The organism is Ralstonia mannitolilytica, from assembly GCF_000954135.1.
GTDB lineage: Bacteria > Pseudomonadota > Gammaproteobacteria > Burkholderiales > Burkholderiaceae > Ralstonia > Ralstonia mannitolilytica.
The window spans coordinates 1,168,725-1,181,880 of sequence record NZ_CP010800.1 but is presented as its reverse complement, the minus strand read 5'-3'; the positions used below and the strand labels follow the sequence as shown (position 1 = coordinate 1,181,880).

11 protein-coding genes are annotated in these 13,156 nt (G+C 67.5%); 5 read left to right on the top strand and 6 right to left on the bottom strand.

Translation table 11 applies throughout. The features are described from left to right. Positions 1–181: 181 nt before the first annotated feature. Positions 182–1,477, bottom strand: a complete 1,296-nt coding sequence (locus TK49_RS21835; protein WP_045218767.1) for an ISL3 family transposase — start codon at positions 1,475–1,477, stop codon at positions 182–184. 257 nt (positions 1,478–1,734) lie between these two features. Here TK49_RS21835 and TK49_RS21830 point away from each other — a divergent pair, with 257 nt between their 5' ends. Further along, positions 1,735–2,043 carry an H-NS histone family protein gene (locus TK49_RS21830; RefSeq protein WP_045220001.1) on the top strand — a complete coding sequence of 103 codons (309 nt, stop codon included), beginning with the start codon at positions 1,735–1,737 and terminating at the stop codon, positions 2,041–2,043. A 123-nt stretch (positions 2,044–2,166) separates the two neighbouring features. Here the strand turns inward: TK49_RS21830 and TK49_RS21825 are convergent, their stop codons facing one another. From TK49_RS21825 to TK49_RS21810, 4 genes are all read right to left on the bottom strand, one after another. Continuing rightward, positions 2,167–3,708 (bottom strand): methyl-accepting chemotaxis protein, encoded by a 1,542-nt coding sequence (locus tag TK49_RS21825; RefSeq protein ID WP_045219999.1) that lies wholly within the window; start codon positions 3,706–3,708, stop codon positions 2,167–2,169. A 157-nt stretch (positions 3,709–3,865) separates the two neighbouring features. After that, positions 3,866–5,263: a PAS domain-containing protein gene (locus TK49_RS21820; protein ID WP_045219997.1), complete on the bottom strand. Its 1,398-nt coding sequence runs from the start codon at positions 5,261–5,263 to the stop codon at positions 3,866–3,868. Between the two features lie 46 nt (positions 5,264–5,309). After that, positions 5,310–6,335 (bottom strand): UDP-glucose 4-epimerase GalE, encoded by a 1,026-nt coding sequence (gene galE / locus TK49_RS21815; protein WP_045219995.1) that lies wholly within the window; start codon positions 6,333–6,335, stop codon positions 5,310–5,312. Positions 6,336–6,487: 152 nt separating this feature from the next. Beyond that, the gene (locus tag TK49_RS21810; protein ID WP_045219993.1) at positions 6,488–7,471 is read right to left on the bottom strand and encodes a tyrosine-type recombinase/integrase; all 984 of its coding nucleotides are present in this window, start codon (positions 7,469–7,471) and stop codon (positions 6,488–6,490) included. Positions 7,472–7,556: 85 nt separating this feature from the next. Here TK49_RS21810 and TK49_RS24820 point away from each other — a divergent pair, with 85 nt between their 5' ends. The 4 genes from TK49_RS24820 (at position 7,557) to otsA (ending at position 12,260) form a co-directional block, all read left to right on the top strand. Further along, positions 7,557–7,730: a hypothetical protein gene (locus TK49_RS24820; protein WP_164491327.1), complete on the top strand. Its 174-nt coding sequence runs from the start codon at positions 7,557–7,559 to the stop codon at positions 7,728–7,730. A 96-nt stretch (positions 7,731–7,826) separates the two neighbouring features. Further along, complete coding sequence (locus tag TK49_RS21800; RefSeq protein ID WP_045219989.1) at positions 7,827–9,875, top strand: NADPH-dependent 2,4-dienoyl-CoA reductase; 2,049 nt, start codon at positions 7,827–7,829, stop codon at positions 9,873–9,875. Positions 9,876–10,035: 160 nt separating this feature from the next. Continuing rightward, complete coding sequence (gene otsB / locus TK49_RS21795; protein ID WP_045219987.1) at positions 10,036–10,842, top strand: trehalose-phosphatase; 807 nt, start codon at positions 10,036–10,038, stop codon at positions 10,840–10,842. Further along, a complete protein-coding gene (otsA, locus tag TK49_RS21790; RefSeq protein ID WP_045219985.1) occupies positions 10,839–12,260 on the top strand; it encodes an alpha,alpha-trehalose-phosphate synthase (UDP-forming) in 1,422 nt (473 codons plus the stop codon). Before otsB ends, otsA begins: the two co-directional genes overlap by 4 nt. Here the strand turns inward: otsA and TK49_RS21785 are convergent, their stop codons facing one another. Beyond that, positions 12,261–13,037 (bottom strand): Mut7-C RNAse domain-containing protein, encoded by a 777-nt coding sequence (locus TK49_RS21785; RefSeq protein ID WP_045219984.1) that lies wholly within the window; start codon positions 13,035–13,037, stop codon positions 12,261–12,263. Positions 13,038–13,156 lie beyond the last annotated feature (119 nt).

Sequence of the window (13,156 nt, the reverse complement as noted above, 5' to 3'; positions counted from 1 at the left end):
ATAAAAAGGATGGTCCTCACAGTGTGGAGGCCCAAGGCGTAGGGCTTGGCGGCCTACGGGAACATCGACACTGAGGTTTACATTTCGGACGGCCACGTAAATGCCCATGCCATGATGATTTGCGCAAAAATACCCTCCCGAAAAATGGGCTCCATGTCGTTTCGTGTGGAAAGCAACACTGTCACTGGGGCATCGCCGGCGCGAACGGGCTGGCCGGCAGGTGCTTGAGCTTGGACATGCGCAGGTAGGCGATGGCGATGAAGTTCTGGCTCGTCCTGAAGCCGCGCGCGGCGCGCTTGGCCTGCTGCAGCAGCCCGTTCATCGCCTCGACGAAGGCGTTGCTGCGGTGATCGACCATGCCGCGCACCACCGCGTCGAACCGCTCCTTGAGCGTGGCGGCCAGCTTCTTGAACGGCTCGAGCCGACAGCGCCGCGCCCAGCTCAGCCAGGCCCTGAGGTCGGATGCGGCCTGTTCGATGCTGTTGTGCGCTGTGGCCCGCGCGTACACCTCGCGCAGCGCCATCTTCAGCCGCCACGCCCGCGCGCTTTTGAGCGTCGAGCGCTGCAGCCAGTGCATCGCCTGGATCTGGCGGGCGCTCCAGCTGCTGGGGTTGCGCCGCATGCCCCACAGCAGCTGCCTGAGCGTCTTACGCTGGCCAGTGCCCAGCGCGGCTCGCACCGCCTGCGCGTCGGTGGCCATCTCCGCGCGGCGCACCTGGTCCATCGCCTCGATGGCCATCGAGACGACGTGAAAGCGGTCGTAGCTGATCTGCGCCTCGGGCAGCGCCAGCGCCACGCCCTTGGCGTAGGCCGCGCTCATGTCCATGCACACGTGCCGCACCTGGGCGGGATCGCCGCCATGGGCCTTCAGATCCTCGGCGAACTCCACCACCGTGCGGTGCTCGCGCCCCTCGGTGGCGAACAGCAGCCGCTTGCGATCCAGGTCGTGCACGACGGTGATGTAGTGCTGCCCGCGCCGCAGGCTGGTCTCGTCGATGCCCACCGTGCGCACGCCGGAGAAGTCTTCCAGCGCACGCGCCTGCTCGACGTAGAACTCGATGCGCCGCCACAGCCGCTTGTCCTTGCAGCGCAGCAACTCGGCGGCCTGGCGCACCGGCAGGTCCAGGCACAAGGTCAGCGCCAGCGCTTCGAACGCCGCGGTGAAGCCCGAGCCCGGACGCGCCCAGGGCACGGCCACCTGCGTGGTCTTGCCGCAGGCACCGCAGGCCACGCGCGGCACGTCGCAGTGCAGCCAGGCCTCGAACTGGAAGAAGTCCAGGTGCCGCCAGGATCGGCGCAGCCGGTCGTGCACCGGTTGCGTGGCCGCACCGCATGCCGGGCAGGCGATCCTGCTGGTGTGGCAGCCGATCTCGAAGTCGATACGCCGCTTGGCGGTGTCGAGCCTGACGTCATCGACGACCCACGGCGGCTGCAAGCCCAGCGCGCTGGTGAACAGAGCTTCTACGGCAATGCCCATGGACTCATCCTCCTGCTCAAACCCGCCCGGTGGACATGTGCACAGGCCGACCAGCGGCCTGCACACATGCCCACCGGGCTCGACGACCAGGAGTCATTGTGAGTGTTGTGTTCCACACGAAATGACGAAGGACCGAAAAATGCGCCTCATTGGCCTATGGACTTAACAGAATTTATTTCTCCCTTGCGAAGTCGTTATAATGCCGTGGGCTACGGGGAGCGTGCCCATGTTTCAATTGCAACGTAGAGGAATCCATAATGCCGACTTACAAGGAAATCGTTCAGAAGATCTCTGAACTGCAGCGTCAAGCCGATGAACTTCGGGCAAATGAGCAGGCGGCGGTGATCGCTGAAATCAAGCAGAAGATCGCGGAGTACGGCCTGACCGCCGAAGACCTCGGTTTTGGCGCCAAGGGTGGCGTGGCCTCGAAGAAGGCCGGCCGCAAGGTGCCCGTGCGCTACCGCGACAACAATGGCAACACCTGGACCGGCCGCGGCAAGCGTCCGGGCTGGCTGGTCAAGGAACTCTCGGCCGGCCGCAAGATGGAGGATTTCCTCATCGCCTGACCCGGCAGAAGCCTTACCTCCGAGACAGCACAAAGAGGCGTCCGGAAACCACAAAAGAAAAGGCCGGCAAACTCTGCCGGCCTTTTTCATTCCCGCGCGCTGGCGGGCCTGGGCCCCGCTGCGCTAGACCTGGAAGCGCCCCACGGCCGTGCGCAGCAACTGCGCCTGCTCCTCCAGCGAGAGCGCCGCTGCGGCCGCCTGCTCCACCAGCGCCGCGTTCTGCTGTGTCACTTCGTCCATCTGGTTGACCGCCTGGTTGACCTGCTCGATACCCGAGCTCTGCTCGTCCGACGCGGCCGAGATTTCGCCCATGATGTCCGTCACGCGCTTGACGGCGGTCACCACTTCTTCGATGACCACGCCGGCCTCCTGCACGAGCGCGGCTCCGTTCTGCACGCGCCCGACCGAGTCGCCGATCAACTCCTTGATCTCCTTGGCCGCGCCTGCCGAACGCTGAGCCAGGCTGCGCACCTCGCCGGCCACCACCGCAAAGCCGCGCCCCTGTTCCCCGGCACGGGCGGCTTCCACCGCCGCGTTCAGCGCAAGGATGTTGGTCTGGAAGGCAATGCCTTCGATCACACCGATGATGTCGGCGATCTTCTTGCTGCTTTCGTTGATGCCCGACATGGTTTCGACCACGCGCCCGACCACCTCGCCGCCTTTGACGGCGATGTCCGAGGCGTTGACGGCCAGGGCACTCGCCTGACGTGCGTTGTCGGCGTTCTGCTTCACGATCGAGGTGAGCTCTTCCATGCTGGACGCGGTTTCCTCCAGCGACGACGCCTGCTGCTCCGTACGCTGCGAAAGATCGGCGTTGCCGGCGGCGATCTGCTTGGTGGCGCTGGCGATGGAATCGGCGGAGTTCTTGATGTTGCTGATCGTGCCCGTCAGCTCGCGCTGCATCTGCGCCATGGCGTACAGCATGCTGTCGCGGTCGTCCGGACGGGTCTGCACCTGCACGGCAAGATCGCCGGAGGCAATTCGGCTGGCAATGCTTGCGGCATAGGCCGGCTCTCCGCCCAACTGGCGCTGGAGGCTGCGCGTCACGGTAACCACCACGAACGTCATGAGCAGGCCGACGCCGAACAGCAGCCCAAGCGCCTTGAACAGCGACGCGCGGAACGCGGTGTCGATATCGTCCATGTACGTGCCCGTGACAAGGCACCAGTCCCACGGCTGGTAGTACAGCACATAGCTCTTCTTCGGCTGCGGCTCCTCGGCGCCGGGCTTGGACCACAGATAATCGACAAAGCCGCCGCCGTTCTTGGCCACGCGGGAGATTTCCTGAAACAGGTGGTTGCCCGACGGATCGGTAAAGCCCGACATGTCCTTGCCGACCATCTCGGGCTTGATCGGGTGCATCAGCATCACGGAATTGGTCAGGTTGATGCTGAAATACCCATCCTTGCCGTAACGCATCGCCTTGATGCGCGCCATCGCCTGGGTGCGCGCGTCGTCGGCGCTCAGCTTGCCTTCCTGGGCCAGTTGGCCGTATTCCTTGATGACGCCAAACGCGGCCTCGCTGACGTTCTGGAGATCCCGCTGGCGCTCTTCCAGACGCACTGTGCGCGTTTCCCACGCGCTCCAGACCGTGATGACCAGCAGGCACAGCCAGCTCAGAACGAGCGGCAGCCACAGCTTCTGCCGAAGCGTGAGTCGATTCATCTTCCTTCCCTCCACCGTTTCTTTTTTATCCGCGTGATGCGTGCGGCGCTCCCCCGGGCGCGATCGCACGCGCCCTGCATGAGCTATCGGGCAAGGAAGCAGAAAACTTGAGGGCGGCGACCCTCCTGGCCAGGTCGCGCCCGTGCCGGACCACCGTTCAGCGCAGGGCGTGCGGATTGATGCTGGGCAGCGCCGCATCGGCGCCGGATGCAGCCACCGGCTGGAGGACCGCAGGCGCCGCTGCCGCGTGATCGTCCTCGATGGGCGACCACGTTTCCCACAAGCCTTGCCGGCGCCAGGCTTCGGGTGTCACGGCCGGCTCGCTCGCGTGCGGCCCCGGCTCAGCCGCCGCCTGGACGGTGATCTCGACATGCGAGCCCGCCATGCGCGCCGCGCGCCCGCCGGCGTCGCGCCACGCTACGCCGTGCGCGCGCACATGGCGATAGCCGCCGTCCTTGTGGCGCATGCGGAACTCCGCGACGTAGGCAGCGGTATTGCCGTCCACATGCGCCTGGATGCGGTTGAGCACCATCGGCAGGTCGTCGGGATGCACGAGGCGCAGGTATTCGCTGGTGCTCGGGCCGATTTCCTTGAGCGTATAACCGAGCATGTCGGCAAACCGCGCGGAAAACTGCGCCGACCGGGTCACGAGGTCGAATTCCCACAGGCCGACCTCGACGCCATCCAGCAGCAGTTGATGGCGCGCCGCCAGTTCGGCTTCGCGCTGGCGGTAGCTCTGCTCCAGGTCATTGAGCGCCTGCATGGCTTCCTTGCGCAGGCGCATGTCGCGCGCGGCCGACGCGGCGGCAACGTCGGCGGCGGCGCGGTCGCGATAGCCGAGCAGGAGCGCCGCCAGCACCGAGGCCACGGCGCCCACGGCAAGCGCCACCCGCAGCCACGCGGGCGCGGCATCCCGGGCCGCCGAAAACGTCCCTGACAGCGATGCCATGCAGGCGGCGTTCACCGTCAAGGCCGCCCCGAGCAGCGCACACACGAATACGCTCACGGCAGGGCGGCGCACCGGTGCACCAGCGGCGCCGGGCCGGGGCGACAGCGCAAGCTGCAGCGCCGCCGCACAGGCCACGGCCGACAGCACCATGACGATGCCCAGCAGGCCGGCGTCAGCCCACGCCATCGCAGCAAAGTGCGCCGTGCCCGCGACGAGCAGTACCGCCACCGGCCCGCTCAGGCTGAGCAATGCGCCCAGCAGGACGGCGCGCACGCTAGTGGCACGGCCGCCCAGCACACACCACAGCGCGGCGACGGCCAGGCTCCAGCCGAAGGAGGCCACCGTCATCAACACGACGAGGTTCTCGTCATGCGGCGGCCAGTGCATCAGCAGCGCAAGCAGCGGCACCGTCCAGAGCCCCACCGCGGCAAACAGCGCTGTCATGACGAGCGGCAGGCGCGCATGCGAGGCGGTCGCGCGAGGCAGGCCGTCCAGCACGCGCAGCAGCAGGCTGCCGGCGCCGCACGCCACCAGCAGCGACAGCAAGGCGGGCGACAGCGCATCCGCGAGCACGCGGATCAGGTGCGTGACGAAAGCCTCATCCACGGCCGGACGTCTCCTGCTGCACGGTGTCGTTCAAGGGGCGCCCGGATCAGCCGCGGCTCTGGAAGCCGTCCGGGTTCATGCTCTGCCAGCGCCACGAGTCTTCGCACATGCGCTCGATGCCGTATTGCGCGCGCCAGCCCAGCAGCGACGCCGCCAGCGCCGGATCGGCGTAGCAGGCCGCAATGTCGCCCGGGCGGCGGTCGACGATCTGGTACGGAATCGGCCGGCCGCTGGCACGCTTGTAGGCCTCCACCACTTCGAGCACCGAATATCCGCGGCCGGTGCCCAGGTTGACGGTAAAGCCGCGGCCGTCGCGGCGCAGCGTATCGAGTGCAGACAGATGGCCACGCGCGAGGTCGACCACGTGAATGTAGTCGCGCACGCCGGTGCCGTCGGGCGTGGGCCAATCCCCGCCGTAGATGGACAGCTTCTCCCGCTTGCCGACCGCCACCTGGGCGACGTACGGCATCAGGTTGTTGGGGATACCGCGCGGGTCCTCGCCGATCAGTCCGCTGTGGTGCGCACCCACCGGGTTGAAGTAGCGCAGATAGGCGATCTGCCAGGCCGCGTTCGAAATTTCGAGATCGCGCAGCACCTGCTCGCCCATCACCTTCGTCTGGCCGTAGGGGTTGGTGGCCGACAGCGGAAACGACTCGGTGATCGGCACCGTATGCGGATTGCCATACACGGTCGCCGACGAGCTGAACACGAGTTGGCGTACATTCGCATGCGCCATCGCCGCGCACAGCGTCACCAGGCCGCCCATGTTGTTGTCGTAATAGGCCAGCGGCTTCTGCACCGACTCGCCCACCGACTTGAGCGCAGCAAAGTGGATCACCGCGGAGATGCGCGTGCTGGCAAACAGGTCGTCGAGCAGGCGGCGGTCGCGCACGTCGCCTTGCACGAACTTCGGCGTCTTGGCGGTGATCTGCTCGATGCGGGACAGCACGGTCGCGCTGCTGTTGCACAGGTTGTCCAACCCGATCACCTGATAACCGGCATCCAGCAGTTCAACCCAGGTGTGCGAGGCGATGTAACCGGTGGCGCCGGTCAGCAGAATGGTTTCTGTCATTGGGTTCGAGGTATCGAGGAGGAGCGTGGTAGCGTGCCGCGTTCACGCGCGGCATCGGGTTGTACAGCGCCGGCGTGGCAGCCGGCGCCCGAAACAGCGCGATCATAGCAAAGCGCCCTACCGCATTGCGGCGAACTTGAACCACGGCGCGACTACGCCGCCGCGTCGGGATGGGCGGCCGCCTGCCAGGCGGCGTAGGCGGCGCGCAGGCGCCAGGGTGAGGTCTGGTCGCGCAGGCCGAGGGCATACCCCACTTCAGCGGGGGTCGCGCCCGCGTCGAACAAGGCCGCTGCGTACCCGTTGCGCAGCGTCTGCGGAGACAGCCGTTCGCTGCGGTGCACCAATGCCGGCAGCGCAGCCAGCCACGCCTCCACGCGGCGGTAGACCGACGCGGCATGCATGGCGCGGCCGCTTGCATCGGCGACGAACACCCGTTCGCCCGGCACCTCGGCCTGACGGCGCACCGCCAGCCACGCCGCCAATGCCGGGCGCGCCGCTTCGAGCAATGGCGCCTGATACGCCGGACCACGCAAGCGCTCGATGGTGATGGTGGCCAAGGCCTCATCGACGTGGTGCAACAGCAGCGCCTGCACCTGCGCGACTTTCAGCCCCGCGCCATGGCAGACGGCCACCAGCGCACGGTCGCGTGCGAGCTTGAAGGCGCTGGCATTGGGCGCCGCCTCGCCCGCGCGCGGGCCCACCTCGAGCGACGCTTCGATCGCCGTGCGCTCGGCCGCGGAGAGAAACGTCGTCGGGTCGTTCTCGCCCTCCGCCAGCTTCTGCTGCACGGCTGAACTGGCGGGGTTGTGCGTGCCGGCGCGCAACTGGTCGATCTGATGGAACACGCGCTCGATCAGCCGCGCGTAGCGGTAGCGATGCAGCTTGGTCAGGCCCGATTCATCGAGGAAGGCGGCAATGTCGGCGGCGCTCCAGTCGGCCAGGGCGCGCTGGTGCGATTCGGTCCAGCGCAGCCACTTGCGCCACATGGCGCGATACACCGTGGCGGACGATTCACGATAGCCCCGCGCGGCGAGCCAATGCTCGAAAGCCTGCGCGGGCTGGTCGGTCCAGTCCTGCAGGCTGGGCTGGAACAGGTCGGGGACGGGCGTGGCGGGCGGGGTGAAAGCGGCGGACATGCGGCAAAAATGGAGCGCGTGCGAGCGTTTCGCGTATCCTGCCGAGCGTAACACGCGCCAACCGGACTCCATTGCGAACCCCATCGTGAAGAAAACCGACCTCGAAAAACTCAAGGGCTTGAAGATCGCCAACAACCTGAAGCGCGACAATCAGCGCACCGGCAAGCCTGGCCAGGGCGCCGCCAAGCCGGTGCCGCAGAACAAGCTGCTCAAGGCGCTGCTGAGCAAGCCTGCCGACGGCGACCAGAAGAAGCCCTGACGCGCCGCTCCCACATCTAGAGCCCCGCCCTGTTGTTCCAACGGGCGCTTGGGTGCTACCGTCCGGCGCGTTTCCACAGCCTGTGATGCGCCGGACATGCCTTCCTCCACACCGTCCCCCTACCCCCACCTGCTGCAGCCCCTCGACCTGGGCTTCACCACGCTCAAGAACCGCGTGCTCATGGGGTCGATGCACACCGGGCTGGAAGACGGCAATCACTTCGACCGGCTCGCCGCGTACTTTGCCGAACGTGCCCGCGGCGATGTCGGCCTGATCGTCACGGGCGGATTCGCGCCCAACATTGCCGGGTGGACCAAGCCGTTTGCCGGGCGTCTCGCCACCCACGGCGCTGCGCGCCGGCATCGCGCCGTCACGCGTGCCGTACATGAAGAAGGCGGCAAGATCGCGCTGCAGATCCTGCATACGGGCCGCTACGGCTATCACCCATTTGCAGTGGCCCCGTCTGCGTTGCGCTCGCCGATCAGCCCGTTCACACCGCGCGAGCTGTCGCCGCGCGGGATCGAGCGGCAGATCCGCGCATTCGTGCGCTGCGCCGAGCTGGCCCGCGAAGCCGGCTACGACGGCGTCGAGATCATGGGCTCCGAGGGCTACTTCATCAATCAGTTCCTCGTCACGCACACCAACAAGCGCACCGACGACTGGGGCGGCAGCTATGCCAACCGCATGCGCCTGCCCGTGGAGATCGTCCAGCGCACGCGCGAGGCGGTGGGCAAGGATTTCATCCTGATCTATCGCCTGTCGATGATCGACCTCATCCCCGACGGCAGCTCGTGGGAAGAAGTCGTGCAGCTTGCCAAGGCCGTGGAGCGCGCGGGCGCCACCATCATCAACACCGGCATCGGCTGGCACGAAGCGCGCATCCCCACCATTGCGACGAGCGTGCCCCGCGCGGCCTTCGCGTGGGTGACAAAGAGGATGAAGGGCGAGGTCGGCATTCCGCTCGTTACGTCCAACCGCATCAACACGCCCGAGGTGGCAGAGGCCGTGCTGGCCGATGGCTGCGCCGACATGGTGTCGATGGCGCGCCCGCTGCTGGCCGACCCGGAGTTCGTACGCAAGGCCGCATCGAACCGCGCGCAGGACATCAACACCTGCATCGCGTGCAACCAGGCGTGCCTGGACCACGCCTTCAAGGCGCGGACGGCCAGCTGCCTCGTCAACCCGCGCGCATGCCATGAAACGCAGATCGTCATTCGCCCCGCGCCCGCACGGCGGCGCTTTGCGGTGGTTGGTGCAGGGCCGGCCGGGCTGTCGGCGGCCACCACGCTGGCCGAGCGCGGTCATGCCGTGGACTTGTACGACGCCGCGGCGGAAATCGGCGGCCAGTTGAACATGGCCAAGACGATTCCGGGCAAAGAGGAATTCCACGAGATGCTGCGCTACTTCACGCGCCGCGTGCAGGCCACGGGCGTCTCGCTTCACCTGGGGACGCGCGTGGATGCGCAGCAACTCCTGGCAGGCCGGTACGACGAGATCATCATCGCGACGGGCGTGTCGCCGCGCAATCCGAAGATCCCGGGGCAGGAGCATCCGAGCGTGCTGTCGTACATCGACGTGCTGCGCCACCGCAAACCGGTGGGCAAGCGCGTCGCGATCGTCGGCGCGGGCGGCATCGGATTCGACGTGGCGGAGTTCCTCGCGCTGGACGGCCATTCGCCCACATTGGATCTGCAGGCGTGGCGCGCCGAATGGGGTGTAGGCGACCCGACGCAGGTGCGCGGCGGTGTCCACGGCATCCGCCCGCAGCCGCCTCGACCGGCGCGCGAGATCACGCTGCTGCAGCGGCGCGCAGGCAAGCTCGGCGCAGGCCTGGGCAAGACCACCGGCTGGATCCACCGCACGAGCCTGAAGCACCTCGGCGTGCGCATGGTTGGTGGCGTCAACTACGAGCGCATCGGCGACGAGGGCCTGCTGGTGAGCTACGGCGAGAAGCGCGAAGACGCCGAATGGCTGCCCGTCGATTCCATCGTGCTGTGCGCGGGCCAGGAACCGCTGCGCGAACTCGTTGAACCGCTGCAGGCCGGTGGCGCGAAGGTGCACGTCATCGGCGGCGCGGATGAGGCGCGCGAACTCGATGCCAAGCGCGCCATCGACCAGGGCACGCGACTCGCGGCTTCGCTGTGACGCCCACGACGCTCCGCATGTGAAGAATTTGCATCACGCGCCCGTTTTTACATACCGGCCGACCGGCCGCCGGCCGCGAAGGGCGAAATGACAACGCCCCGCGCGGTCGGCCCGGTTCTTGCGTGAACTGGCGCATCACGCACATTCACCCTGGACCGGTTTGACCAAGAACGTTTTACCCCAGTCTTCTGCCAACGCGGCGCCCCTGCCCCCGCTCGATCTTGCGCGAACGGCCTTCCTGCTCGACTTTGACGGCACCCTCGTCGACATTGCCCCGCAACCGGATGCCGTACACGTGTCGGCACCGCTGCGCGAAACATTGCGCGCGCTGCACGCAGCCAGCGGCGGGGCGCTCGCCGTCATCACCGGGCGCACCGTGCACGACGTGGAGTCGCGGCTGTCGCTGCCGGGCCTCGTCATTGCAGGCGTGCACGGCGCGGAGCGGCGCTACGCGGATGGCCGCCTTGTCCGCCTGAACACCGATGCCGACGCGCTGGCCGAGCTCGAGCGCGCACTGCGGGCCGACTTCGCGCAGCTGGCTGCGCAGTTTCCCGGCGTGGTGCTCGAGAACAAGGGCATCGCGTTCGCCCTGCACTATCGTCATGTGCCCGAGGCGGAGAACGCCGTCCTCACCGTGGCCGATCGCCTTGCGCACCGTCATGCCGAGCACGTGCGCCTGCAGGCCGGCAAGATGGTCGTCGAGCTCAAGCCGCGCGGCGCAAGCAAGGGCGACGTGGTGCACACGCTGATGACCGAGCCGCCCTTCATGGGCCGGACCGCGGTCTTTGCCGGCGACGACCTCACCGATGAAACCGCCTTCGATGCCGTCAACGCGCTGGGCGGCTGGTCGGTCAAGGTGGGAGCGGGCCCAAGCCAGGCGCGCTGGCGGCTGAACGATCCTGCAGCGCTGCGCGCGTGGCTTGCCGCGCTGGTGACCCCTCACAGCACCGACGGAGGTGCACGATGAGCCGGCTCATCGTTGTTTCCAATCGCGTGGCGCCCATCGCGGAAGGCCAGGGCACCGCGGGGGGCCTGGCGGTGGGTGTGTTCGATGCGCTGCGCGATACCGGCGGCATCTGGTTCGGCTGGAGCGGCGAAGTCGTGTCGGGTACGGCCACCGGGTCGAACGAGCCGAACATCGTCACCAAGGGCAACATCACGTACGCCACCGTCGGCCTGAACCGCAAGGACTACGACCAGTACTACCGCGGCTTTGCCAACGCCACGCTGTGGCCGATCTTCCACTACCGGGTCGACCTCTCGCGCTACCAGCGAGAGGAGTACCACGGATATCGGCGCGTCAACACGCAGTTTGCGCATCAGCTCAAGGCGCTCGTGCAGCCCGACGACGTCCTGTGGGTGCACGATTACCACCTGATTCCGTTTGCCGCGGAATGCCGCGCGCTGGGCATCACTAACCGCATCGGGTTCTTCCTGCACATTCCGTTTCCGTCGCCGGAAATCCTCACGACGATTCCGCCGCATGAAGACCTGATGCGGGCGCTCTGCGCGTACGACCTGGTCGGCTTCCAGACCGAGACCGACCGCGTGGCCTTCTACGACTACATCGAGCGCGAGGCGCGCGGCTACATCGAGCACAAGGAGCAGAACGGGCCGGTGCATGCCTACGGCCACACGCTGCGCGCCGAGGTGTACCCGATCGGCGTGCACCCGGACGAGATTGCGCAGCAGGCGATGTCGTCGCTGGCGCGGCGCAACCCGTTCACGCGGCACGCCGGCACGCGCGGCGAACGCGCCGGCGGCCACGGGCAGCCCAAGCTCATCATGAGCGTCGACCGGCTCGACTACTCCAAGGGCCTGCCCGAGCGTTTTCGCGCGTTCGAGCAGTTGCTGGACGATTTTCCCGATCACCGCCGGCACGTGACGTTCATCCAGATCGCGCCGACGTCGCGCCAGGACGTGCAGAGCTACCAGCAGATCCGCCAGCGGCTCGAAGCCGAATCGGGCCGCATCAATGGCAAGCTGTCGGAGCTCGACTGGACGCCCATCCGCTACATCAACAAGCAATATGAGCGGCGCGTGCTGATGGCGCTGTTCCGCAGCGCGCAGATCGGCTACGTCACGCCGCTGCGCGACGGCATGAACCTCGTTGCCAAGGAATACGTGGCCGCGCAGGATCCGGAAGACCCGGGCGTGCTCGTGCTGTCGCGCTTTGCCGGCGCGGCGCGCGAGCTCGATGCCGCGCTCATCGTCAACCCGTACGACACGCGCGGCATGGCCGAAGCACTGAACCGCGCGCTGACGATGCCGCTGGAAGAGCGCAAGGCCCGGTACGCCCACATGATGGACCGCCTGCGCGCGGCCAACCTTACCGTGTGGCGCGAGCGCTTCGTTGCCGATCTGCGCAACGCGCCTGCACGCTGATCACGCGCCGCCGCTGCCGCGACGCAGGATGCGCCCGACAGCATCGGCCGCATCGTCTTCGGCGTCGGCGTGCGGCGCCAGCATGCCAGCGAGCACGGCGCTCATGCGCGTCCAGTGCGAGCCCGGCCAGTAGACGCGGCGGCAGACATCGCACGTGCTGAACAGGCGCTGCCGCTCGCGCACGCGGGGCGGCACGCTGGCTGCGGCCTCTTCCGTGCTGAGTTGCCGCAGTGGTGCATTGCATTCCAGGCAGCGCGAAAACGGCCGGGCGACATCGGCCAGCCGGAAGCGCGCGACGACTTCGCGCATCTGCGCCCGCGGCTCGCGTGCGCGGATGAACGCGCCCCGGCGGATGCCGCGCCGCTTGAGCAGCTCCCGGTCTCGGGAGAGGACGATCCAGTCTTCGGCCTGCGCCAGCGCTTCGATGGCGACATCGGCGTAGTTGTTGTCATACGCCGTGTCGAAGCCGGCCATGCGCAGCAGCCGGGCGGTCGCGCCGAGGTGCGCATCGCACAGGAAACGCAGCGGAGGCGCCGGCAGCGCGGGCACCACGCCGGAAACCGCCACATGACCGGCGGCCGGCAAGATGGCTTCGAGTGCCATGGGCTGACCATCGACCAGCACGCGTCCGACTTCGGTATGGGGCACGCCCAGCGCTTCGATGGCGTGCTTCAGTGTGGCTCCTTCTGCCCACGTGCGTACGATCGGGCGGCCGCGTAGCGCTCGCGGCAGGAGCGGCGTCAGGTTGGTATCGAACGTGAAGATGACGGGCTGCATGCCTGCCACGATACTCCCCGGCGGACAAATCCGCGAATCGGGGGGGGCGACCCCGCGATGAAGCACCGGCGCGCTTCATCGCGGCTCATGGGCGCGGATGTCAATCCGGCCTCCGCACC